The sequence below is a fragment of the Exiguobacterium sp. NPDC077395 genome, from assembly GCF_050269125.1.
GTDB classification, from domain to species: Bacteria; Bacillota; Bacilli; order Exiguobacteriales; family Exiguobacteriaceae; genus Exiguobacterium; species Exiguobacterium aestuarii_A.
Map to the genome: position 1 here is coordinate 113710 of NZ_JBNNHU010000003.1, position 23133 is coordinate 136842.

Sequence of the window (23133 nt, forward strand, 5' to 3'; positions counted from 1 at the left end):
CCCATATAAACCACACACATACCTATGGGGGTTTCAGTAAAATAAGTGATGTAAGCGGTTGAGAGAAGGAGGGGGCATGAAACGATTACTAGTGGGGATTCTATTTATGTGTTGGATGCCGCATGTGAATGCGGAAGGAACGCTGACTCCATTAACTGAACCAATCGTCATCGAATCAAACGAAATATTTGATGGGATCGGAAAAACATATGCAAGCTGTGGACACCCGGCGTTCATTCTTCGAGGGACGGGTGCTCTTCTTGAACGTGTGTCGGTTCAACAGTGCGAGGGTGATCGTGTACCCGCCGTTCAAATGTCGGGTCTCGGACACCAACTAATCGATGTGTCTATCGAATCCTCGGGCACTGGACTATTGATTGAGAATGGTTACGGCGTACGTGTCATTCGAACATCAATTCAAGGAAACGGACAGGCAGATGGGATTGTACTTCTCAATAGCGAAGCGTCAGAGCTCAGAGGAGTCGTCGCGAAAGAGGTGCGAGACGGGATATACATAGAAAACGGATCTCAGCACACGATTGTGCGACCAGTCGTCTCGCATTCACGCTATGGCATTCACTTGATGTTTCCGACTGACGTTATGATTTCTGTACCTGAACTACATCATAACCTGACGGGTGCGATGATTATGGGGACGAATCAAGTCGCTTTCCAAAATGGAAATGTGCATGATCAAGTCGGTGGAACGGCGACGGGACTGATGTTATATGAAGCCATCGATACAATAATTGAGAAGACGAGTATTTATGGGAATCATATCGGTTTATATGCGGAGCAGTCGACTGGGACGACACTCGAACAGAATGCAATTAATGGAAATGACATTGGCTTTCAATTGAAGCAAGCAAGAGGGATGATGATTCTCCAAAATAATCTATTGGGGAATCGAGAACCCGTAACGATGGTCGAGTCATCTGAAAACATCGTGCAAGGAAATGTGTGGGGTGACATGACCCTTGACCTGAATGGCGACGGCTATAGTGAGGTGCCATTTCGCACAGACCCATATTTATTCTTATTGACAGATTCATACGAGGCATTCGAATTATTGTACGGGTCACCCGGTCTTCTTTTACTAAAAAGTATACTAAGGAGCCCGGAAGACGTATCGTTGACAGATGTTTCACCACAAACTTATTCAGCGATGTGGAAATGGAACGGTTCGGTCTGGAATGTAGGAAGTATTTTATTGCTCATTATCATTTGGAGATTTGGGAGGAAACGACATGAAATCGTATAAACAAGTAGCAGGACTATTATCAGTAGCAGGATTATCGTTGGCACTTGGTGCATGTTCAAGTGCATCGGCAGAACCGTTTGAAATCAAATGGGGCGAAACGGAATGCGAAGTGTGTAAGATGAAAATCATGGATGAGCAGTTCGCAGCGGAAGCAATCATGGAGAATGAAAAAGGTTATGCGTTCGATGATATTGGATGCTTGATGCGTGATTGGTATCCAGAACAAAAAGAAGACGATATTGCAGCCATGTATGTGAAAGATTTCAATACAAAAGATTGGGTCGAATTAGACGAAGCGATGTTTGTTTACGACAAAGAGTCGAAAACACCGATGGCTTACAATATTCTATCGTTCGCAAAAGAGGCGGACGCGGAAGCGTATATGGAAGAGAACGGCGGCAAGATGATGGACTTCGATCAATTGAAAGATCATACATGGGAACGTGGCGAGATGAACATGATGATGGATGGCGAAGGTTCGATGGACGGAATGAATCAAGATAGCGAGATGGACATGGAGATGGATACGGAAGAAGAAGGGCAGTAACCGATGTCTCTATGGAGGATGGAATGGGCACGCAGCCTTCGAAAGCGAGAGAACTATGTCTTTCTCCTGACGTGGATTCTCACGCTCGTTCTACTCGGAGGACTTGGACAAGCACTACCGATTGCTGCCGACTATACGAACATCAGTGCAACGCTGATCACGGTGCTCGGTCTATTGCTTCCACTTTTCATCTTACTAACTACAGCGATTCATTGGGGACAAGAACAAGAATCGAAACGACTAAGTTTGCTTTCGACATTTACCTATCCAAAGTGGAAATTCATTTTCATCCGCTTCAGTTCGTTTTTGGTCACACAAGTACTTGTTCTATTATTGGCATTCTTCATCGCATCACTCGTCGTCGTTCAATCGTTTACAACATGGGTCATCCTATTTGCCTACGCGACCGGATTAACAACGTATGCGACGGCACTCGGTACGTTAATCGGACTATTCGGTCGTACGAGAATCCGGGCGATGTTACTCGCCTTTTTAACGTGGGTCGTCCTCGTACTATTGTGGCAGACGATTCTCGTGACGGTTATTTCCTTGCTTCCATACGGTATTCAGGTGAATGGAATGATCCTTGCGCTGTTTGTGAATGGATTTGATTTGATGCGCATTTGGGCCAGTACAACAGTGTCATCTCCAGACGTGTTTGGAGAGGTGTATCTCAACTGGTTAAATTGGATGAATCGCCCGATTGGATCCATCGTCGTCTGGACTACCTTGGTGACGATGAGTAGTGTCTTGTTGTGGTTTGCTTCGAAAGTGGCTTGGAGGAAAGCATCATGATTCACTGTATAGATGTAGGTAAAAAATATGGCGATACGTGGTCGCTCCATCCGATTCGTGAAGAGATTACCTCAGGGCGAATCATTGCTTTATGCGGGAGCAACGGGGCGGGGAAGTCGACGCTTTTAAATCTGATGAATGGAACGATCGAACCAAGTACCGGGGTCGTTCAGTTGAATGGCTACACGACAACGCAGCGAACGAAATACAATGAGAGCTTTGGCTATATGCCGGACGATTTTTCATTTGATGGCACATGGACGGTTGAAGAGACGTTCGCCTACTACGCCATCTTGCAAGGCGCCCGTCCGACTGCTGAAGTTCTCAAACGGGTCGGGTTATATGAACATAAGCGCAAGAAAATCGCCGAATTATCGAAAGGGATGCGCCAACGTCTCCTCTTGGCACAAGCGCTCGTCAATGAGGCGGCTATCCTGTTATTAGATGAACCGACGAACGGTCTAGATCCGATCTGGATGCGAATGCTTCAAGATTTACTACGTGAAGAGGCGGAGCGAGGGACGACCATCGTATTTTCAACTCATCAACTAGATGTTGCCGCTATGTTGTCAGATGAAGTCTGGATGATGAGAGCGGGATCTATTTGTGGGAAGGTGCATGTCCATGAAGAACAAGCCGCGTATGAACGTCTAAGAGAATTCTTTTTCGGATCAGAAGATGACACTTGTAAAATGGACGTGGCTCGCACAAAATAATAGACAGTTGAAGTGGTGCTCGGAACCTTCCGACGCCACTATTTTTTTGGGGAGATGGAACGGATGAGAAAAAATGTGACGGTTGCCCTCTTATTGGCAACCTTTTTAGCGGCGATTGAAGGGACGGTCGTATCAGTTGCGACGCCTGTCATCGCCAGTGAGTTGAACGGGGCGACGCTCGTCAGTTGGGTATTTGCTGCCTTCTTACTATTTACAGCAGTATCGACACCGATATATGGGAAAGTGGCGGATTTATTCGGGCGGAAGCGTGTCCTCTTGTTTGGCATCGGGTTGTTCACGCTATCCTCACTCTTATGTGGATTAGCCACGTCGATGGAACAACTGATCGTCTTTCGGGCGCTACAGGGTCTAGGTGCCGGTGCGGTCCTTCCGATTTCGATGACGATTATCGGGGACTTATATAAATACGAGGAACGCGGAAAGATTCAAGGGATTTTAAGTGCCGTATGGGGTGTGTCGGGAGTACTCGGTCCGGTCATCGGAGGCTTTTTAGTCGAAACGTTGTCATGGCGCTACGTCTTTTTATTGAACGTACCATTTGCGTTACTCTCGTTTATCATGATCATTATTTTCTATAAAGAGAAAGTCGCTGAGACGACTGAGCGGATTGACTTGAAAGGCGCGCTTTTGTTCGCAGGTGGGACGACAGCATTCCTGTATGCCCTGATCACATTCAGTGAAACGAATGAATGGACGACGACCATTGTTGCCAGTGGGGTATTCAGTATCATCCTATTGGTTGGCTTCTTCGTATCTGAACGAAAAGCAAAATCTCCGTTATTGCCGTTTGAATTACTCAAGCAACCAACGATTGCTGCCATCAACGGTTCGGTCTTCTTTGCGGCGTGGGTGCTCGTCTCCATGTCTGCTTACATTCCAATCTGGGCACAAGCTGTGTTAGGGAAATCAGCGACAGAGGCTGGATTTATGTTGATGCCGTTATCGGTCGCGTGGACGTTCACATCGATTATTGGTGGGCGTACACTCGGAGTGGCTTCTCCGAGACGACGCGCCTTGATCGGGATGGGATTGCTCATCATCGGGACGCTGACGTTAACACTGTTATCCCAGTCGAGTTCAGACGTATGGGTATACGGGGCAGTGGCGCTGATCGGTGTCGGATTCGGGTTGTCTCAACCGATGTTTATCGTCGTCCTGCAAACTGTCGTCTCCTATCAACAGCGTGGAACGGCAACGGCGACAAATTCATTCTTGAGTACGGTTGGTCAAACGCTCGGTGTAGCGGTGTTCGGAGCAGTCTTTAACTTTGTTGTTCTTAACGACTTTAAAGAGAGCAGCGCGTTATCTCAAGTTTCATTAGAAGACTTCTTCAATCAGAGTGTCACGGAGACGTTGAACGCTTCGGTTCGACTTCAAGGAGAACAAATCATTGCGATCGGATTGAACAGCATCTTTATCGGAGCGATGGTCGCTGCAATCATCGCGTTCGTCATCGCGTCCCGCTTGCCAGCTCGCCCACCGGAACCTTCACAACGCTCGTGAAACAAGGTTATGATGAAGGAAAGGGAGGCGAACCGACATGAAACGTCAAATTGGGATTGTGACATTGTTGTTTCTGATGGGGTGTGCGCCAGAACAAACGAACGAAGGAACAGAACCACCTACTTCAGAAGAGACACGAAGTGAGTCAGAGACTGACAGTGAAACGAGTACTACTGAAGAGTCGAATCTTGAGATTGGAGAAGTGACCGCCATTGCCGAGAACTTGTCCATTCCGTGGTCACTCGCTCGAACAGAGGAGGGGTGGCTCGTATCCGAACGCGGTGGTACCATCACCGTGATTGACAGTTCGGGTCGCGCAACCCGACAAGACGTGAACTTTAAGGAAAGTGTATTCGAGATTGGTGAAGGAGGGCTCCTTGGTCTTGCGTTAAGCGAAGATTTTGAATCGAGCGGAATCCTTTACGCGTATCATACGTATGGATCGTCAGGAAGAAACGTTCAAAACCGTGTGGTCGAGTTGACATGGGATGGAGAACGCTTTGAGGAGACGAATGTCTTACTTGACGAGATTCCAGGTGCACGTTTTCATAACGGAGGTCGCCTTTTGCTGGACGGTGAGCATCTTTGGGTGACGACGGGAGATGCGCTCGTGCCTGAACTCGCACAAGACGAATCATCATTAGCCGGAAAGATTCTACGAATCCCATTATCGGGTGAAGGTGAACCGACCGACTGGATCTATTCGCTCGGTCACCGCAATCCTCAAGGGTTGAGTCAAATTGACGATGTTCTTTATGCGAGCGAACACGGGGCGAGCGGACATGACGAGGTTAACGTGATAGAAGAAGGAAACAATTATGGATGGCCGATCATTGAGGCGAATCAGGAACAAGAAGGCCTTGTCACACCGTGGTTTGAAGTAGGCGAGACGTCTTGGGCACCTTCTGGTATCGCGACGGATGAACAGTACGTCTATATGGCGACGCTTCGGAACGAGCGGCTTGTTGCCATCGACCGGGAAACGAAACAAGTGACGACGATTGTCGAAGATGTAGGTCGGATTCGTGATGTGTGGTTAGAAGATAACACCTTGTATTTTATTTCGAACAATACGGACGGACGAGGCAACCCACAGCCTCAAGACGATCAACTTTATCAAGTAACGATTCGCTAGAAACTGACGACTTTGTCAGTTTCTATTTTTTTCGTTGTTTCTTCTGGAAGTAACGGTATAATTAAACATGTATTTTGGAAAAAGAAGGAGAAAATAGATGAATCATTCAAACTTGGTACATAAACGAGAAAAACTATACTTCTCACTATTAGTTGCAGCAAGCGTGCTCATGTTAATCCTCGGGATCGTGCTGACAGTAGCCTCATTCGGTCTCTTTTTATGGATCATCGGTACAATCGTATCGCTCTCGCTCTTTACTCACTGGATTCAAATCGGGTACATTCGGACGAACGGTGTCAAAGTGACGGCTCGTCAGTTTACAGAACTTCATGAGATGGTTCAACGCGTCGGGGCAGATATGGGCATTCGCTTGTTGCCAGATGTGTATATTTTACAAGCGGGTGGTGTATTAAACGCTTTTGCCACACGTTTCTTCCAGAAGAACATGGTCATTCTGTATTCGGATGTCGTGGAATTAACACGGACGGGACAGACGAAAGAAGTGGAGTTTGTCATCGCACACGAGCTGGCACACATTCGTCGTAACCATGTCCAAAAGCAGTGGGTCGTCTTGCTCGGTAGTATCATTCCTTTCTTAGGTTCTGCCTATTCACGTGCTTGTGAATATACGTGTGACCGGATGGCTGCTCATTACATTCAAGACTTCGGGGCAGCGAAGCGTGCGTTAACGGTTCTTGCAATCGGGGGACCGCTCGCGAAAGAAGTGAATGAGTTCGACTATTTGTACGAAGCAAGTCGAGAGAACGGTTTTATCGCGAAGTATAGTGAGTTGTTGTCGACGCATCCAACGTTACCGAAGCGAATCGCATCGATTGCAACAGCTGCAGGTGAAGAAAACATTCCGGTCTTCAAGACGGCTGGATATGTGAAAGCTTCTATCATTTCGATGATATTGTTGACGGTCATCGGGAACGGAGTCCTCATCGCGTTTCTTGTTATGAGCGACGATTTGACGGAGATTGTATCTGCGGCGATGAGTGAGGACCTTGCAAATGATTGGGCGTTGGAATGGGAAGAACCAATCCAAGAATTGACGTATAATAATGCGAGCTATGAAGAAATCGAAGCAGAATTACAAAATGGTGCTGACGTGAATATTCAAGACGAGTATGGCGAAACGCCACTTCACAACTTGTTCTACAATGATGAGGTTGATGAAGAAACAGTTCAACTCTTGCTAGACAACGGAGCTGACGTCACGCTCCAAAACGATAGCGGGATGACACCGATTGATACGGCACGTGATTGGGGACATAGTTCTGAACTCATTGAATTAATGGAAGCATATGAATAAAAGAAATTTCCTCGTTTCAAAAGAGACGAGGGAATTTTTTTTGTGGTTTTTTGCAAACGTTTGCATAACGCGTGATATACTGTTTGGGTAGGAGGGATATCGGTGAATAGCATACGGACAAAGTTAACGGGGATGATTGCGTTGACCATCATTGTACCGGTCATTTTAGCGACGATTGTTTCATTTTGGTACGTGCAAGATCGGGAGCGTGAACGTGGTCTTGAGATGACCGAATGGTCGCTCGAACGGGGGACACGTCAGATGGAACGCTATATCTCTGATTTGAGTCGATTGCCAACGAGTTTATACGCTGATCGTGACGTATTAGACATTTTGGAGTATGGACCGGGGCTTTCGTTACGAGAAACGGAGATTGAAGTGCGGCGCGCGCTCCTCGCGATGTATCTGTCCCGAGAAGACGTGGCGCAAATTCAGCTGTTAATGCTCGAAGATATGGATTCGTTTGCGGCTTATAAAATGAAAGTGTCACCACGATCGAAAAAAGAGCCGAGCGTCGTCCAACAACAGCTCTTGGATAATCCGAAAAGTCGTGTCTTATTGGAAGCATCCCATCCACTTGTTGCTTATCATGATTTTGGACCGATCATGACACAAGAAGACGTCGTGACGCTTCATTTCAGGCTGGACAAGATTGAAACGGATGAACCACTTGCTATTCTTTCGCTCGATATCCCTGAAAATTTATTCATCGGACAGCTGGCTTCTTTACAAAATAGTCCGGATGAGAGTTTATGGTTCGTCGGTGAAGACAACCGTGTGTTTGCCCATCTCGGTGAGGGAGAAATTCCGTCTTCATTTCAGCCGAGATCCATCTCGACCGATGGAAAACACCATCAGATCACGAAAACATTCGAGTTTGACCATCAGCAGTTTTATGTCGGTAAATCGATTCCAGATGAACTCTTGACCGAACCGGCTTCACGAACGTCATTCATCATCTTGCTTGTCGGGATGGTCTCGCTCATTTTGGCACTGATCGGAGCGACCTATGCTTCGATGAAATTGACGACACCGATCAAGACGTTGACCTCAAACATTTGGCGAATCGAGCAAGGGGACATGACCGTATCATTTGATTCCCTCGGAAATGATGAGTTCGGCGTACTCGGAAGACAGTTCAAGCGAATGATTGAACGGATCGATGATTTAATTCAACGAGAGTATAAGCTCGCCTTAGAGAATCGGACGAACGAGCTTCGTACACTTCAAGCGCAAACCAATCCGCATTTCTTATTTAATACGTTACAGTCGATTGGAACATTGGCATTGAAGGGAGATGGCAAGACGGTCTATCGATTGATCACGCAACTGTCTTCGATGATGCGGTATACGATGCATCCAGAAGAGTCGATGGTGACACTGAAACGAGAGATCGAGCATTTGAATTCATACATTCGTCTTCAAGACGTACGATTTCCAAATCAGTTTCAAGTGACCGTTTCAGTTCCTGAAGACCTCCATGAACTGATTGTTCCAAAAATGATTTTGCAGCCGTTGGCAGAGAATTTTTTTAAGCATGGGTTCGAGCGGGACGGCTCTGCTTTAGCGAATCGATTTGATGTGACGGCCTGGATGGACGGCACGTCACTCGTGATTCGTTGTGAGAACAGTGGTCGTTCGCTGACGACCGAGGAATGGGAACGAGTCATGTCACGGATTGAACAAAGTGATTCGACATTTTATGACACGGAAGGCACAGGATTACGAAACATTCGCGATCGACTCATGTTAAACTATAATCGGGAGGCAGAATTTATGTTGGCTACACCTGAAACAGGCGGTTTTCGAATTATGATGCGTTTCCCGGCTTCTTCTGAGGGGGTGGCGTCATGACGAAAGTGTTGATTGTAGATGATGAATCTCCGGTAAGGGAAGCGGTGAAATTACTCGGTGAATGGGAACGGTTCGGTGTGACGACGGTTCTTGAAGCAACGGATGGGCGTGAAGCACAGGCGCTCATTGAACAAGAACGTCCAGCGCTCATCTTATCCGATATTCAAATGCCCCATTGTGATGGGATCGAGCTGATGGAGTGGGTACACGACCATGCTTCATTTTCTAAGCTTGTCGTGTTGACAGGATACGATGAATATTCGTATATGCGACGCGCCATCCAGTATGGGAGCTTTGATTATTTGTTAAAACCGATCGACCCGGATGTATTGAATGATACGTTGGCACGCGCGTTAGGGGACGTGGTGGATCGATCGAGTGAAGACCCGATTTCTCAGATTGGAACGTTCATTGAACAGCATTTTTCGGAAGAACTGAGTTTGCAAGGGATGAGCGAACGATTCTACTTAAGTCGAGAGTACATCTCGCGACGTTTTAAACAACAATATGGCGTGAACTTGTCCGAATACGTATTGACGATTCGGATGAACGAAGCGAAGCGCCTGTTAGAGACGAGTAGACAGCGTATCTATGAAGTCGCCCAAGCAGTCGGCTTTTCGGACGATAAATATTTCCGGAAGGTCTTTAAAAAACAAGTCGGTGTTACTCCGAACGAATTTCGGGAAAAGGTTCAACGACAAGCTTAAAGGAGGAATTCAAACATGAGTGTACACATTGGAGCTCAAGAAGGACAAATTGCAGAAACGGTATTACTTCCAGGGGATCCGCTTCGCGCCAAGTATATCGCGGAGACGTTTTTAGAAGACGTCGAATTATATAATGAAGTTCGTGGGATGTATGGTTTCACAGGTACGTACAAAGGAAAACGCATCTCTGTCCAAGGAACAGGGATGGGTGTGCCTTCGATGTCGATTTACGTGAACGAACTCATCATGTCGTACGGTGCTAAAAACTTGATCCGTGTCGGAACTGCCGGTGGAATTCAAGAAGACGTCAAAGTGCGCGATGTCGTCATCGCGATGAGCGCATCAAGTGAGATGGGGCAAAACCGTGTCCGCTTCAACGGAATGGACTATGCACCAACAGCGACGTTCGACCTCCTACATCGTGCGTATATGAATGCGGAGAAAGCGGGCATCCCGGTCAAAGTAGGACAAATCTTCACAGCGGACCAATTCTATCAAGATGACTTCCACCACTTCAAGAAGTGGGCGGACTTCGGTTGCCTCGCAATCGAGATGGAAGCAGCGGGTCTTTACACGCTTGCGGCGAAGCATAAAGTAAACGCGTTGACAATCCTCACAATCTCTGACCACTTGTTGACAGGTGAAGAGACGACTTCAGAAGAGCGTCAGACGACGTTTGATGAAATGATTCGTGTCGCTCTCGATACAGCGGTTGAAGTGACGAACTAAACAGTTTTCCCTACAGTCTTTGGCTGTAGGGATTTTTTGTGTCCAAACCCATTCATCCCTATGAAACGGTTGGAGCTCCAGCTAGACTAAGGATAAGATACCGAGAAAGAGGAAATGTCTAATGAAAACTCCATCACGTTTTATATTATATGCAATTGTATTTTTTGCGTTTTTTGATCTGTTCGCCCAACTTCCAATCATGAGCACATTTGCGTTATCCGTTGGGGCATCTTCATTTATCGCTGGTTTTTCCATCGCAATTTATTCGTTGACGAACACGTTTGGAAATGTGCTGTCCGGTATATGGACTGACAAGAATGGTCCATATCGCGTATTGGTTCTCGGTTTGTTCCTGACGAGCTTAAGTTTACTCGCTTATCAATTCGTCGACTCACCATCCATATTACTGCTTGTCCGGTGTGTCCACGGCTTTATGGCTGGACTGATCGTCCCGGCTGCGTTTACCTTGTCTGCGAACATCACCGCAATGAATCGTCAAGGGAAGAAAGTCGCCATCACCGGTAGTTTCGTCGGATTAGCGGCCATTATCGGTCCTGCGTTCAGTGGAATTGTCGCCAGTATCACATCACCACCGACCGTCTTTTTATTTGTTTCTTTATTCGGCTGGGTGATTCTGTTCGTGACAATCGTAACGATGCGACGGAATCAAACGGTGGATTCGAAGAAAGATACCCATACAGCACCGATAAAACCAGACCCGAAAGTGATTCGAGCCTATTGGGGGGCATTCTTCCTCATGTTTTCCCAAGGGGCACTTGCGTTTTTGTTACCGGTTCATGTGCAGGAGCTTGGCTATGATTCACGATTGAGTGGGACGTTGCTCAGTATGTTCGGCGTGGTCGCCGTCTTATTCTTTTTATTACCGACGAACCGATTGTTCGATCGATTTTCACCGACCAAATTGACGGCACTTGGGGTGGCGATTATTGGGACGTGCCAGATGTTAATTGGACAAGCAGGTGTACAAACGAGCCTTTATGGGGTACTTGCCTTATATGGTGTCGGGTTTGCGATTCTTTTCCCGGCCATCAATACACTGTTGATTCAATCAACTTCTCCTCAAAATCGAGGAAAAGCATACGGGGCGTTCTATGCCTTCTTCTCTCTCGGTACGGTAGCGGGATCTTCTTTTTTAAGCGCTCTTCCACTTTCGGTCGTCGAGCAGTTTACGCTGACTGGTTTGATTTTATGGAGTGCGAGCCTCCTTTTTCTTGTCAGTGTGGTAAAGGGAAGACGGATATTTTGACACGATAAAAGTAATGTATTACTCTATGGTTAAATGTTTAAACATTTAAACGGTTAGTGTACTTTGCATTGATGAAAGCGTTTTTTTGATTCACTTTTAACTCGATGATAAAATGAAATCAATGTGATGAATCATAAGGAGGAAAGTTCATGCTGGCACCGATTGAACAGTTGACGATTGACGAGCTTGTCCAGAAACAGCGCCGCTTCTTTAAAACACAGGCGACAAAATCGATGGCATTTCGTTTGAGCATGCTGACGTTTTTAAAGGAATCGATCAAGCATCATGAAGCGGACTTGCTAGAAGCCCTTAAAGAGGACTTGAACAAGTCGGAAATGGACGCATATACGACAGAAATCGGATTCATTTATGACGAGATTTCCCGGACGACACGCGAATTAAAACGATGGATGCGTCCGAAGCGTGTGCGTGGAACTGCCATCCATCTTGGAATGAAGAGTGAAATTCAATATGAGCCATACGGTACGGTATTGATCATCGCTCCGTGGAATTATCCGTTCCAACTAGCGGTCGCACCACTCATTGGTGCCATTGCCGCGGGAAACACAGCGGTCGTCAAACCTTCAGAACTGACACCGAACGTCGCGCGTGTCCTGACACAGGTGCTAGAACGTGCTTTCACCGATCGATATATAGCCAGTGTCGAAGGGGATAAAGACACAGCCCAGGAGCTGTTGGCACAAAAATGGGACTATATTTTCTTTACAGGTTCGACGCAAGTTGGTCGAATCGTCAATAAGGCGGCAGCAGAACATCTGACACCCGTCACACTCGAACTCGGAGGGAAATCACCTGTCATCGTTCACGGAGATGCGAACGTCTCCATTGCGGCAAAACGTGTCGCGTGGGGGAAATGGATGAACGCCGGGCAAACGTGTGTCGCGCCAGACTATGTGCTCGTGCATGAATCGCAGCAAGAAGCATTTTTAGAAGCGATCAAACAAGAGGCGTTTGCGATGTTCGGGAACGGTGTCGGTACAAAACGATACACGCGTATCGTTAATGAATCGCACTTCGACCGTTTGTCTCACTATTTGACAGAAGGTGAACTTGTTTTTGGTGGGGAAACGAACCGGGATGAGCTAAAAATCGCACCAACCGTCATGACGAATCTCGAAGAAGATGCTGATGTGATGAAAGATGAGATTTTTGGCCCGATTTTACCGGTCATTCCGTATCGTCAGCTGGATGAAGTGATCGAGTTCATCTCTGACCGACCGCATCCACTTGCTCTCTATCTCTTTACGGAATCGAAAGATGTGGAAAGAACGATCATGAAACACCTCTCCTTTGGAGGAGGATGTGTGAACGATGTCATCATGCATTTGACGAACCCGAATCTCCCGTTTGGTGGAGTGGGCGAGAGTGGCATGGGGGCCTACCACGGACGTACGAGCTTTGAGACGTTTAGTCATGCGAAATCCATTTTGAGAAATACGACAAAATTTGATTTACCGGTCCGGTATCCGAACTTCAAACCGGCCGAACAATTGATTCGATTCATTCAACGATAAAGCTATAGAGAGACCCGGTACAAATGCCGGGTCTCTCCTTTTTGAAAAAGATTGTTTGAAATGTCACATACTTTTCTGATACTCCCTGTCACACTCCTGTATAATAAAGTCATAATTGGAACGTACGAATGAAACGTGGAGGGAGCACCGACCTATGTCAATGCAATGTGGAACGACCCAACCGAACAGTTTTGTATTCTCAGATGAAACGAAACAATTGCTGTTGGAAATGATGACGATTCAACATCATCCGAAAGCGAGTATCGTATGTTGGGAAGGTGAAAAGTGTGATAAGTTCTTTTACTTAAAGAGTGGTTCTGTCAAATTCACGAAAATCACGAAAAAGGGAAATCCACTCGTCATGTTCATGTATGGTTCGGATGATTTCTTTGGTGAGTTTGACATTGTCGAAACTTTCCCCAGCTCGTATAGCATTGAGACGACTGAGGAAAGTACGATCGGGACGATTTCAAAACGCGAGTTGGAATCGCTCATGCAACGTGATATCCGCTTTGCCGGAGAAATTTTGCGATGGACATCGATGATGCGCAAACATTCAGAGATGAAAGTACGCGACTTATTGCTATACGGCAAACCAGGCGCTCTGGCTTCGACACTACTCCGCATGGCAGCCATGCATGGGGTGGAGGAAGAGGGGACGATCGTCATTCCTCGTCATCCGTCTGATGGAGAACTCGGACAATTGATCGGGGCACCGCGTGAGACGGTGAATCGATTAATCAGTCAATGGCGAAAAGAAGGAGTCATCAGTACGACAACCAAATCGATCGTCATCCATGATGTTGATTTTTTAAAAGAGCTTTGTCACTGCGAAGGTTGTCCTGCAGGAATATGTCGTTTATGAACCGCCTCATGTGAAGGCGGTTTTTTTGTGACCTATTTTTATGGAAATGTGAATTTTGTGTGTTGAAACTACGCAAAATTGATGTGATTGTCACTTTTAGAGTGATAAATATCACATATTATCCACTAGGCGATTGCATACAATGAAAGTGGAAAAACAACCGAAAGGGGTCTTACACGTGGAACATAAAGATGGGCAAGAACCGAACCTAAAAGGAACGTTTACATCGGTCATGATCGTTGCAGGTGTCATCATCGCCATGTGGTCATCAGTATTTTACTTATTCGTCACACGATAAACATGTAGGGAGGAGGGTCTCATCGTGCATATTCATAAACTAGAAAAGTATTGGCTTACATTTGGTATTATCCTACTCGCGGTCTTCTTGACTGTTCTCGGGGTATCGGCATTCGCGGCAGGGAACCAGCCAGCATCGGATGCGGATTTGATTGACCCGGCAAAAGTAAATCAGACGGCTCCATTCGACAAACCAGGACTTCATCAAATTGGTGAGAATGAATACGAACTCGTCATGATCGCACAAGCGTTTACGTTCACACCAGGGAATGTTGAAATTCCAAAAGGCGCAAAAGTAACATTTCTTGTGACGTCACCTGATGTCGTACACGGATTCCAGTTGACAGGTACTCCGGTCAACATGATGGTTGTCCCTGGACATATTAACTCATTGACGTACACGTTCGAGGAAGCTGGCGAATTTTTGATTCTTTGTAACGAATATTGTGGGACAGGGCATCACATGATGTCGACTAAAATCAAGGTGGTGGAGTAAATGAACGACGTATCATCTAAACTGAAACAATGGGAGATGGAGCGAGGGGTTCCTGTTCCAAGTATCGGAGCGAAAGAGGCGCGTCTTGCCTACGGACACGTTCTCGTATCGGTGCTCGCCATCTTGATTGGAGCGCTAGCCGGATTGACACAGACGTTGATTCGGACGGGTGTCATTCCTGAAATCTTTGGATACTATCAATTGCTAACGGCTCACGGTATCATGCTCGGGATCGTCTTCACGACGATGTTCATTATCGGTCTTTTATATGCGTTATTGGCAAAGTCGTTCGGTCGCTTTGAATCATTCCCGACACGTGTCGCTTGGCTCGGTTTTTGGACGATGATTATCGGTGCCGTCATGGTAACGGTCATGATCTTGGCTAACAAAGGGACAGTATTGTATACGTTCTATGCACCGCTCATGGCAGATCCGCTCTTCTATGTCGGACTCGTCCTGTTCGTAGTCGGAACATGGTTGTCGTCATTCGCGATGTTCCGTATGTATGCGGACTACAAACGCGACAACCCAGGCGTTCATCCGCCGCTCCCGGCTTATATGAGTATTATGACGATGCTTCTATGGGACATTGCGACACTCGGTGTCGCAGCAACGATTCTGTTCCAACTCCTTCCTCTCTCGTTAGGATGGACAGATACAGTCGGAATTGAGTTATCTCGTACATTGTTCTGGTACTTCGGTCACCCGCTCGTTTATTTCTGGCTCATGCCGGCATATATTGTATGGTACACAGTCGTGCCGAAAGTCATCGGTGGGAAGATCTTCTCGGATGCGTTGGCACGGATGGCGTTCTTGTTGTTCTTGCTCTTCTCATTCCCGGTCGGCTTCCATCATCAGTTGACAGAACCGGGGATTGAACCGTTCTGGAAGTTCGTTCAAGTTATCTTGACGTTCTTGGTCGTCATCCCATCGTTCATGACAGCATTCTCGCTCTTTGCGACGTTCGAACTTCGTGGACGTGCGCTCGGCGCGAAAGGATTGTTCGGTTGGGTGAAGAAAATGCCGTATGGTGATGTTCGTTTCCTCGCACCATTCATCGGGATGCTATTCTTCATCCCTGCCGGTGCAGGTGGGATCATCAACGCTTCTCACCAATTGAACGCGATGGTTCACAATACACTTTGGGTCACAGGTCACTTCCATATCACAGTCGGGACGGCTGTCGCCTTGACATTCTTCGGAACGGCATACTGGCTTGTACCGGTACTTCGTGGTCGCACGTTGACGAAAGCGATGAACAAGCTTGGATTGATTCAAGCAGGGACGTGGGCGTTCGGTATGGCCATCATGTCGTATGCGATGCACATTTCAGGATTGAATGGTAACCCACGTCGTACGGGTCCAGCAACTTACTTCTCGGATGCATTGACGCGTGAATGGATTCCGTACCACGTCATGATGGCGATCGGAGGAACGATTTTATTCATCTCCGTTCTGATCTTCGTCTACTCGATGTTCAACTTGTCATTCCTCGCTCCAAAAGGCGAAGAGGAATTCCCGCTCGCTGAGACAGAAGAGGCGGCGATGGATACACCGCGCTATTTCGAAAACTGGAAATTGTGGATTACGGTAACGTTCGTCTTGATCGCATTTGCATACACGGTTCCAATCTGGCACTTGATTGAGAGTGCGCCTCCTGGAGCGCGTGGTTGGGTACTCTGGTAAACTAAAGTCAGCTCATACGTGAGCTGACTTTTTTGTGTGGGGAGGAACGATATGAACGTATTAGACGTCATCCATGCAGCGCGTTCGATGCATTCAGCCAATCGCCCGTTTGTCGTGGCGATTGATGGATTGAGTGGAGCGGGCAAGACAACGCTCGTCTCGCGTTTGAGTGAAGAGCCGACTATACTTGTTCTTCACATTGATGACTATATTGTCGAACGAGACAGACGCTATGAGACCGGACAGCCTGAACCGACCGAATATTACGCACTCCAATGGGACGTGTCGCGTCTTGAGCGTGAACTGTTTCGTCCATTGAGGAATGGGATAACGGAATTGACGTTACCTCGTTACGTGTATGAACGAGATGTCATTGCAGAAGAGGTCGTGGACGTGTCATCTGCTTATACCATTGTCGTCGAAGGGATTTTTCTACAACGACCGGAATGGCGACCATATTACGATTACGTGATTTATCTCGACTGTCCCCGCGAGGTTCGGTATGAACGGGTATTGAATCGAGATACATATCTCGGCGTCCCGGAGGAACGGCTTGCGAAATACAAGAGGCGCTATTGGCCAGGGGAAAATCTTTATCTCCAACTCGTCGACCCGAAAAAAGGAGCAGATATCGTGCTCTGACTGAACGTTTCAACATCTGACGCATGCGTCAGGTGTTTTTAATTTGGAGAAAATTTGAAAAAAAGATTGACGTCTAACTGTATTACGCTAATAATACAGTTAGAAAGTGTATTAACCATGTCATACACTTAGAAAGGTGATGAACATGCAATTCAATACGAGGGCACCGGTTTACCTACAGGTCGTCGACTACTTCAAGAAGAAGATGGCGCTCGGTGAACTGAAAGCCGGGGATGAGATGCCATCTCGGCGTGAGCTTGCGAATGATTTAAAAATTAATCCGAACACGGTTCAAAAAGCGTTCAAGGAAATGGAGGACCAACAATTGATTACGACCGAACGAAATCGACCGAGTCGCGTAACGACAGATCGAACGGTATTGGCACAAATCCGCTCTGAAATCGTAGATGACGCGGTCGCCGTATTTGTAGAATCGATTCAAGAACTTGATGTCTCGGTAGACGAACTTGTTGAAAAAATCAAACGACAGTACAAGGAGGGGATGTACGATGATCGAAGTGTTGGGAGTTAAAAAACGTTATCGGTGGAAACAAGTCATTGAAGACGTTTCGTTCACAGCGAATAAAGGTGAAATCACGTGTCTCATCGGCTTGAACGGTACGGGGAAGTCGACGTTGTTGAAAGGCATCATGGGATTGACACCTTTCGACAAAGGTTCGGTATTGATCGATGGGAAACCGATTGATTTGAATCGTGTCGCCTTCGTCGCCGACCATGCGATGTTCCCGATTCACTTTACAATCGAACAATGTGAGGCGTTCATGAAAGATTTTTATCCGACATTTGATTCGTCATTATTTGCCCGTCTCGTCGATGATTTCAAGTTGTTTCCGGAAGATAAGTTGAGCGAGTTATCGAAAGGGACGCTCGCGAAAGCGAACCTCGCACTCGGGATTGCGCAAGACCCGGATTATTTATTGCTTGATGAACCGTTCTCAGGAATCGATGTCTTCTCAAAAGAACAGATTGTCGAACTATTTTCGAGCGAGGTCATGGAGAATCGTGGCGTGCTCATTACGACACACGAGATTGAAGATATCGAGTACTTGATCGACAAGGCCGTCATGTTGAATAACGGAAGAATCGTCCGTGAGTTTGATGTCGAAGATGTCCGTTTCATTCACGGGAAGTCCATCGTCGATGTGATGAGAGAGGAGTACGGGGCATGAATCTATTGAAACTTTTGAGTTGGGAAATCGAGCGTGTCACAAAACCGTTCTTGATGTTAGTTACTGGCATCCTCGTCGTCCAGTTTGGGTATCTCGGTTACTTTTTATGGGATGAGACAAATCTATTTGAACGGTTACGACGTGAAGGGAACGCGGACTATCAATATACGTTCTTGGATTATCTCGGCAGTACGCCGTATCTCTTGTCACTCGGAATTGCGGTCGCGGCGATGTTATTATACAGCGCCTGGATCTGGTATCGCGATTTTCAAGGACGAGGGACGTTCATGTTGCGACTACTCACGATGCCACAAAAGCGCATGACGTTGTTTTTCGCCAAACTCGCTACAATCTTAATGATGACGTTGGGGCTATTTTCCATTGAATGGATTGCTCTTAAGTTACAGTACATAGCGTTCACGAGTTGGTTCGATGAAAAGATGATTCCAATGAGAGGTTCATTCGAGCAAGCGATTTCCTATCATGGGATGTTTACGGTCATGTATCCTTCTTCACTCGTAAATTTCGTCATCCATCAATTGTTGATCATCATCGTTGTGCTGTTTATTTTTACATTTGTATTGATTGAACGCAGTTTCTGGCAACGGACGATGTGGTCGCCTGTACTTAGTTTATCGATTCTAGTTGTCATCTTAACTATTCCCATTTTAGGCTACGCGTTCCTGTCGAATCGACTGATTTATGATGAGACGATCGTGTACGTCGGTATGGTATTGGTCGTTTGGGCAAGTGTGACGATTTGGCTAGGTCGAAGATTTTTACAGACGAAATTAAATGTGTGAGGTGAGAAGATGAAACGAATGTGGAACGTGGCTGCGCTCGGTGCGGTCATCGTGATTGGGCTTGGAACGTTTGCTGTTGATGCGACAGAACCGAAAGCAGAATGGTCGTTAGACATCAGTTCGAATCCAGCTGTTTGGGAAAATCAAATTGTTGAGATGACTTATAGTTCTGATGATGCTGTTGATCAACGGTTTGAAGTGACGGCTGATGAAAGTCGCATCACATCAAACTTGAACTATATAGCTGAGGGACAACAATATCGTGAACGTTTGAATGGAGATGTACGTTCCATCCATAGACTCATGAATGGATGGACGTATGCGCAGTCGATTCAAACACAAGACGGATATATCGGAGTCGGGCAGGATGGGATGAAAGAGCTCATCGTTTTTCAACAATTAAAAGGAAACGAAATATCGAGATTCGCATTCGATGCCAGTGATTCAAAAATATACGACATCGTGAACGGGGTGTGGGCAGGCGTATTCCTGAATGATGGTCAGTTAAACTTAATCTATCGAGATGGATATGACGAAGACGTAAAGACAATGATTGCCACGTTTAATGAAGCGATGAATGAAGTAAGCGTCAAAGAATTGAACATGGACAAAGGATTTATCACCCATGTCATCAATACGAATCGTTTTTACGCCACCGATGTATCCTCTCAGATGACAGAAACACGTTATATCCCTGTCGGTGTTAGCTTCTACGATGTTATCGAAGAAGGAGAAGATAAGTTCAATGTTGAAGACAGATTGCCAGGTCAATTCGCTTATGACACGAAAACGGAGAAAGTCGTTCAATTGGCAGAAGACCAAGGCTTTTGGGATTATACAACGTCGGGCCAAAACCTGTTAGCGATAAATGAAGATGGCGAGGAAGTCGTCATCGACTTGAACACAGGGAAGAACATGACCCGAAGCGTTCTCGACTCAGTTGATCACGCCTTCTATTCAAACGGTCGCCTGTACCAAACGCGTCAAGCGAAAGACGGTGTCGTCATCGATGTATACGAGGATGGGGAACAAATCTCAAGTGCGGCAATCACGCCTGAAAATGAGGAAGCGCGTGACATGCTCAAACAGATTGACGTGTACGTTAGACAAAAATAAGCAAAGGGCCGCGGCCCTTTGCTTATTTTGATGGTTTCGGTATGATGACGCCTTCTTCTAAATCAAGCAACAAGTCAATCAGTTCCGCGCAGAACTCCGGGAACTGCTCCAAAAAGGCACCGGGACCGACTTCATCCGTAAAGTCGATATATAGGTCGGCCACGTTTCCAGACATTTTCGCAGGTAAGGCGAGGAACGCCGAACCGAAGCGCCAGCTGCCTCGGATGTCGAGTAACTTTCCGAGGACGAGGTCGCCGGTCTCGCGTTCTTCGGGTAACTGAACAGCGTACGTCTCTTTTGACTCCCAGTCTTTCAACTGACCGTCTTCCGTCACTTCAAAGATGCTGCAGCGCGGGACGGCTAGTCCACGGAGTGCGTGATAAAGGGCAGGTGACATGTCGCCTTTATGGTCAGCCAAATAGCGACCGTGGGGCGTCATGCCATCTTCGTCCGTTTCAAAGAAGACGGCCCAATCAATGAAGAGGTCACGGAAGAGCTCGGCATCTTTTAAATGCCATGTTCCTTCCGATGCGATCTCTTGAATATAATTCGTCCATTGTGTGCTTCGCGCAAGAGCGGCTTGCTCATATAACTTTTTCAGTTCGGCAAGCAATTCGGACTCTTCGACGAGCAAAGGGAAGGGAATTACTTTCCGGTCTTTTTTCATCGGCGCGGTCCTCGCTTGTTCGCAGGGCGTTTGACGACAGGAGGCTTCTCCTCAATCCGTTTCTCGATTACATCGCCACGATAAATTTCGAGTTCTTTCAATTCGACACCGAGTTGACGCGCGAATGATTTTAAGTGTGGTAAATCGTCCGTCGTCACGAGAGAAAGGACGGTTCCGCCTGCATTACCGCGAGCCGTACGGCCTGAACGGTGGATAAAGTCATCGATTGATTCCGGTAAGTCGAAATGGACGACGTGCGTCACATCTTCGATATCGAGCCCGCGTGCCGCGAGACCCGTCGTGATGAGGAGCGGGTATTCGCCTTTACGGAATTCACGGAGTGTCTCGACGCGTTCGCGCTTTCCTTTCAAGCTGTCGAGCATGCGGTAGTCCACTTTCAACTTTTCAAGCTCCCCACGAAGTGGTGGCAAGAACGAGCGGTTATTAATGAACGCAAGTGCTTTCACGCCATCGACGTGCGAAAGACGGCGTAACAGTTCGGGTTTGTAGCGACGCGTCGTCAACAAGTAACCGTACGTCACTTGATTGCTGACAGCACGTTCGATTTTGATATGTGCCGGCTCGTTCATGAACGGTGCCGACCATTCTTTGAGTGAATCGGTGAGTGTTGCCGAGACGAGTGCAAGTTGACGCTCATGTGCAGTATGCTTGATGATGCGCTCAGCCGCCTCTGTCAAACCGCTGTCGATGATTTGGTCGGCTTCATCGAGAATGACGGTATGTGTCTCATGGAGCTTCAGCTTTTTCTTGTCAATCAATTCGACGAGACGTCCCGGTGTCCCGACGATCAAATGCGGCTTTTTCTTGATTCGATCGATTTGACGTTTCAATTCGACACCGCCAATGAACGAGCCGATGCGAACATCGCCTTTTTCGGTGAAACGTTGTGCGACCTGTTGGATCTGCATGACAAGTTCACGAGTTGGAGCGACAATGACAACTTGGATCCGGTCGTTCGAGGGATCAATTTTTTCAATCGCCGGGAGCAGGTAAGCGAGCGTTTTACCCGTTCCGGTCGGTGCCTCGATTGTCACGTCTTTTCCATCTAATAGTAGGGGGAACGCCTCTTTTTGGACCGGCATCGGCTCGTTAAAGCCCATCCGTTCCCACGTCTCGTTAATAAAAGGTTTTGTAAAATTCATAATAGGTCTCCTTATCTTTAGGCAAAAACAAAGGAAGCGAAAGCGCTCCCTCGTCAAATATAGCGAACATGCTCCTGACCATCTTCCATTGAAGAACGTAACGTCTGTGTATACGTTTGACCGTCTTCGATGAGTTGGATGTGGGCATCCGCGCCTTCTGCTGTCAATTCCACTTTCTCAATCGTGAATCCTTGATAAACGCGATACTGTAACTCGGACGTCATTTTCTCGAACGGTTTCAGTTCCGGATGTGTCGTGATGACATGGATTGGACGCGACAAAAGTCCGGCGAGTAATTGGTCGCGATAATCGATAAAATCTTCGTTCTCGATGTCATCGTCAAAGCGAATCCAAAACCCTCCATCTTCAAATTCTGTGATAAATCCATCACGCTTTTCACCGGCTTCGTCGACCTTCAACGAGATGCGATCGCCGACTTGAAAGGCGTGGCTTGGTGTTAATGGTTCGTACGTCATGAGTAGAACCCCTTCCTCTTATACAATGTTCTGCCTTCATTGTGTCTGATACGACACAAAAATTCAAGTTCTAACCGAGTGATGTGAGATTTATCACCCACAAAACTGTATAGTTCGTCACAGAACAATCAAATTAGTACAGACCATAGTTCGACCCTAATGAAATGGGATTCAGCTGTTTCAAACTATATAATTAATCGAATATAACAGTTTGTAAAACGCTTTCAAAAACGGCTATTTCATCACGTTCATAAGATTGTTACAAGTTTCACAATACTGTAAAACATATTGTTCACGTTTTCACGTACACTCACAGTATAGATAACACGCAATTACTTTCGAGAATG

At 46.7% G+C, this 23133-nt stretch carries 24 protein-coding genes; 21 read left to right on the forward strand and 3 right to left on the reverse strand.

From position 1 onward, the window contains the following. The first annotated feature begins 76 nt into the window (after positions 1 to 76). The 21 genes from ACQKD4_RS12725 (at position 77) to ACQKD4_RS12825 (ending at position 20480) form a co-directional block, all read left to right on the forward strand. On the forward strand, positions 77 to 1261 hold the full coding sequence (locus tag ACQKD4_RS12725) for a NosD domain-containing protein (RefSeq protein WP_427373579.1): 1185 nt from the start codon (positions 77 to 79) through the stop codon (positions 1259 to 1261). Then, complete coding sequence (locus ACQKD4_RS12730; RefSeq protein WP_427373581.1) at positions 1248 to 1808, forward strand: nitrous oxide reductase accessory protein NosL; 561 nt, start codon at positions 1248 to 1250, stop codon at positions 1806 to 1808. The genes ACQKD4_RS12725 and ACQKD4_RS12730 overlap by 14 nt, the downstream gene beginning before the upstream one ends. A gap of 3 nt (positions 1809 to 1811) precedes the next feature. Further along, positions 1812 to 2603: a hypothetical protein gene (locus ACQKD4_RS12735; protein WP_427373583.1), complete on the forward strand. Its 792-nt coding sequence runs from the start codon at positions 1812 to 1814 to the stop codon at positions 2601 to 2603. Beyond that, positions 2600 to 3319, forward strand: coding sequence for an ABC transporter ATP-binding protein (locus tag ACQKD4_RS12740; protein ID WP_427373584.1), 720 nt, complete (start codon positions 2600 to 2602; stop codon positions 3317 to 3319). Before ACQKD4_RS12735 ends, ACQKD4_RS12740 begins: the two co-directional genes overlap by 4 nt. Before the next feature lie 63 nt (positions 3320 to 3382). Beyond that, complete coding sequence (locus tag ACQKD4_RS12745; protein WP_427373585.1) at positions 3383 to 4843, forward strand: MDR family MFS transporter; 1461 nt, start codon at positions 3383 to 3385, stop codon at positions 4841 to 4843. Between the two features lie 37 nt (positions 4844 to 4880). After that, complete coding sequence (locus ACQKD4_RS12750) at positions 4881 to 5978, forward strand: PQQ-dependent sugar dehydrogenase (protein ID WP_427373586.1); 1098 nt, start codon at positions 4881 to 4883, stop codon at positions 5976 to 5978. Between the two features lie 97 nt (positions 5979 to 6075). Continuing rightward, positions 6076 to 7293: a M48 family metallopeptidase gene (locus ACQKD4_RS12755; protein ID WP_427373588.1), complete on the forward strand. Its 1218-nt coding sequence runs from the start codon at positions 6076 to 6078 to the stop codon at positions 7291 to 7293. Positions 7294 to 7395: 102 nt separating this feature from the next. Beyond that, complete coding sequence (locus ACQKD4_RS12760) at positions 7396 to 9147, forward strand: sensor histidine kinase (protein WP_214785711.1); 1752 nt, start codon at positions 7396 to 7398, stop codon at positions 9145 to 9147. Continuing rightward, positions 9144 to 9854: a response regulator gene (locus ACQKD4_RS12765; protein ID WP_214696432.1), complete on the forward strand. Its 711-nt coding sequence runs from the start codon at positions 9144 to 9146 to the stop codon at positions 9852 to 9854. Before ACQKD4_RS12760 ends, ACQKD4_RS12765 begins: the two co-directional genes overlap by 4 nt. A gap of 15 nt (positions 9855 to 9869) precedes the next feature. Continuing rightward, positions 9870 to 10583, forward strand: coding sequence for a purine-nucleoside phosphorylase (gene deoD, locus ACQKD4_RS12770; protein ID WP_074033044.1), 714 nt, complete (start codon positions 9870 to 9872; stop codon positions 10581 to 10583). A gap of 121 nt (positions 10584 to 10704) precedes the next feature. Next, complete coding sequence (locus ACQKD4_RS12775; protein WP_427373590.1) at positions 10705 to 11850, forward strand: MFS transporter; 1146 nt, start codon at positions 10705 to 10707, stop codon at positions 11848 to 11850. Between the two features lie 149 nt (positions 11851 to 11999). Further along, on the forward strand, positions 12000 to 13385 hold the full coding sequence (locus ACQKD4_RS12780; RefSeq protein WP_427373592.1) for an aldehyde dehydrogenase: 1386 nt from the start codon (positions 12000 to 12002) through the stop codon (positions 13383 to 13385). A 154-nt stretch (positions 13386 to 13539) separates the two neighbouring features. Further along, positions 13540 to 14250 (forward strand): Crp/Fnr family transcriptional regulator, encoded by a 711-nt coding sequence (locus ACQKD4_RS12785; protein ID WP_427373594.1) that lies wholly within the window; start codon positions 13540 to 13542, stop codon positions 14248 to 14250. 178 nt (positions 14251 to 14428) lie between these two features. Then, positions 14429 to 14548 carry a cytochrome c oxidase subunit 2A gene (locus ACQKD4_RS12790; protein WP_224863290.1) on the forward strand — a complete coding sequence of 40 codons (120 nt, stop codon included), beginning with the start codon at positions 14429 to 14431 and terminating at the stop codon, positions 14546 to 14548. A gap of 24 nt (positions 14549 to 14572) precedes the next feature. Then, positions 14573 to 15043: a cytochrome c oxidase subunit II gene (locus ACQKD4_RS12795; protein WP_074033048.1), complete on the forward strand. Its 471-nt coding sequence runs from the start codon at positions 14573 to 14575 to the stop codon at positions 15041 to 15043. Then, positions 15044 to 16729, forward strand: a complete 1686-nt coding sequence (locus ACQKD4_RS12800; protein ID WP_271306030.1) for a b(o/a)3-type cytochrome-c oxidase subunit 1 — start codon at positions 15044 to 15046, stop codon at positions 16727 to 16729. Positions 16730 to 16780: 51 nt separating this feature from the next. Next, positions 16781 to 17371 carry a kinase gene (locus ACQKD4_RS12805; protein ID WP_427373595.1) on the forward strand — a complete coding sequence of 197 codons (591 nt, stop codon included), beginning with the start codon at positions 16781 to 16783 and terminating at the stop codon, positions 17369 to 17371. 139 nt (positions 17372 to 17510) lie between these two features. Continuing rightward, positions 17511 to 17903, forward strand: coding sequence for a GntR family transcriptional regulator (locus ACQKD4_RS12810; RefSeq protein WP_214747253.1), 393 nt, complete (start codon positions 17511 to 17513; stop codon positions 17901 to 17903). Continuing rightward, positions 17881 to 18561 carry an ATP-binding cassette domain-containing protein gene (locus ACQKD4_RS12815; RefSeq protein ID WP_427373596.1) on the forward strand — a complete coding sequence of 227 codons (681 nt, stop codon included), beginning with the start codon at positions 17881 to 17883 and terminating at the stop codon, positions 18559 to 18561. Before ACQKD4_RS12810 ends, ACQKD4_RS12815 begins: the two co-directional genes overlap by 23 nt. Next, positions 18558 to 19364, forward strand: coding sequence for a hypothetical protein (locus ACQKD4_RS12820; RefSeq protein ID WP_427373598.1), 807 nt, complete (start codon positions 18558 to 18560; stop codon positions 19362 to 19364). The genes ACQKD4_RS12815 and ACQKD4_RS12820 overlap by 4 nt, the downstream gene beginning before the upstream one ends. A 9-nt stretch (positions 19365 to 19373) precedes the next feature. Then, a complete protein-coding gene (locus ACQKD4_RS12825) occupies positions 19374 to 20480 on the forward strand; it encodes a hypothetical protein (RefSeq protein WP_427373600.1) in 1107 nt (368 codons plus the stop codon). Positions 20481 to 20502: 22 nt separating this feature from the next. Here ACQKD4_RS12825 and ACQKD4_RS12830 read toward each other — a convergent pair whose 3' ends face one another. Genes ACQKD4_RS12830 through ACQKD4_RS12840 form a run of 3 tightly spaced genes read right to left on the reverse strand, consistent with a single transcriptional unit; the run spans position 20503 to position 22786 of the window. Beyond that, entirely contained in the window at positions 20503 to 21147 is a 645-nt protein-coding gene (locus ACQKD4_RS12830; protein ID WP_015880828.1) for a hypothetical protein, read from the reverse strand. Next, entirely contained in the window at positions 21144 to 22310 is a 1167-nt protein-coding gene (locus ACQKD4_RS12835) for a DEAD/DEAH box helicase (protein ID WP_427373602.1), read from the reverse strand. The genes ACQKD4_RS12830 and ACQKD4_RS12835 overlap by 4 nt, the downstream gene beginning before the upstream one ends. 53 nt (positions 22311 to 22363) lie before the next feature. Beyond that, complete coding sequence (locus ACQKD4_RS12840) at positions 22364 to 22786, reverse strand: hypothetical protein (RefSeq protein WP_214696410.1); 423 nt, start codon at positions 22784 to 22786, stop codon at positions 22364 to 22366. Positions 22787 to 23133 lie beyond the last annotated feature (347 nt).

Bases quoted from the DNA above. Each gene is read 5' to 3' on its own strand.
- ACQKD4_RS12725 (WP_427373579.1), top strand. From the start codon at position 77: ATGAAACGATTACTAGTGGGGATTCTATTTATGTGTTGGATGCCGCAT.
- ACQKD4_RS12730 (WP_427373581.1), top strand. From the start codon at position 1,248: ATGAAATCGTATAAACAAGTAGCAGGACTATTATCAGTAGCAGGATTA.
- ACQKD4_RS12735 (WP_427373583.1), top strand. From the start codon at position 1,812: ATGTCTCTATGGAGGATGGAATGGGCACGCAGCCTTCGAAAGCGAGAG.
- ACQKD4_RS12740 (WP_427373584.1), top strand. From the start codon at position 2,600: ATGATTCACTGTATAGATGTAGGTAAAAAATATGGCGATACGTGGTCG.
- ACQKD4_RS12745 (WP_427373585.1), top strand. From the start codon at position 3,383: ATGAGAAAAAATGTGACGGTTGCCCTCTTATTGGCAACCTTTTTAGCG.
- ACQKD4_RS12750 (WP_427373586.1), top strand. From the start codon at position 4,881: ATGAAACGTCAAATTGGGATTGTGACATTGTTGTTTCTGATGGGGTGT.
- ACQKD4_RS12755 (WP_427373588.1), top strand. From the start codon at position 6,076: ATGAATCATTCAAACTTGGTACATAAACGAGAAAAACTATACTTCTCA.
- ACQKD4_RS12765 (WP_214696432.1), top strand. From the start codon at position 9,144: ATGACGAAAGTGTTGATTGTAGATGATGAATCTCCGGTAAGGGAAGCG.
- deoD (WP_074033044.1), top strand. From the start codon at position 9,870: ATGAGTGTACACATTGGAGCTCAAGAAGGACAAATTGCAGAAACGGTA.
- ACQKD4_RS12775 (WP_427373590.1), top strand. From the start codon at position 10,705: ATGAAAACTCCATCACGTTTTATATTATATGCAATTGTATTTTTTGCG.
- ACQKD4_RS12780 (WP_427373592.1), top strand. From the start codon at position 12,000: ATGCTGGCACCGATTGAACAGTTGACGATTGACGAGCTTGTCCAGAAA.
- ACQKD4_RS12785 (WP_427373594.1), top strand. From the start codon at position 13,540: ATGTCAATGCAATGTGGAACGACCCAACCGAACAGTTTTGTATTCTCA.
- ACQKD4_RS12800 (WP_271306030.1), top strand. From the start codon at position 15,044: ATGAACGACGTATCATCTAAACTGAAACAATGGGAGATGGAGCGAGGG.
- ACQKD4_RS12805 (WP_427373595.1), top strand. From the start codon at position 16,781: ATGAACGTATTAGACGTCATCCATGCAGCGCGTTCGATGCATTCAGCC.
- ACQKD4_RS12810 (WP_214747253.1), top strand. From the start codon at position 17,511: ATGAACATGCAATTCAATACGAGGGCACCGGTTTACCTACAGGTCGTC.
- ACQKD4_RS12815 (WP_427373596.1), top strand. From the start codon at position 17,881: ATGATCGAAGTGTTGGGAGTTAAAAAACGTTATCGGTGGAAACAAGTC.
- ACQKD4_RS12820 (WP_427373598.1), top strand. From the start codon at position 18,558: ATGAATCTATTGAAACTTTTGAGTTGGGAAATCGAGCGTGTCACAAAA.
- ACQKD4_RS12825 (WP_427373600.1), top strand. From the start codon at position 19,374: ATGAAACGAATGTGGAACGTGGCTGCGCTCGGTGCGGTCATCGTGATT.
- ACQKD4_RS12830 (WP_015880828.1), bottom strand. From the start codon at position 21,147: ATGAAAAAAGACCGGAAAGTAATTCCCTTCCCTTTGCTCGTCGAAGAG.
- ACQKD4_RS12835 (WP_427373602.1), bottom strand. From the start codon at position 22,310: ATGAATTTTACAAAACCTTTTATTAACGAGACGTGGGAACGGATGGGC.
- ACQKD4_RS12840 (WP_214696410.1), bottom strand. From the start codon at position 22,786: ATGACGTACGAACCATTAACACCAAGCCACGCCTTTCAAGTCGGCGAT.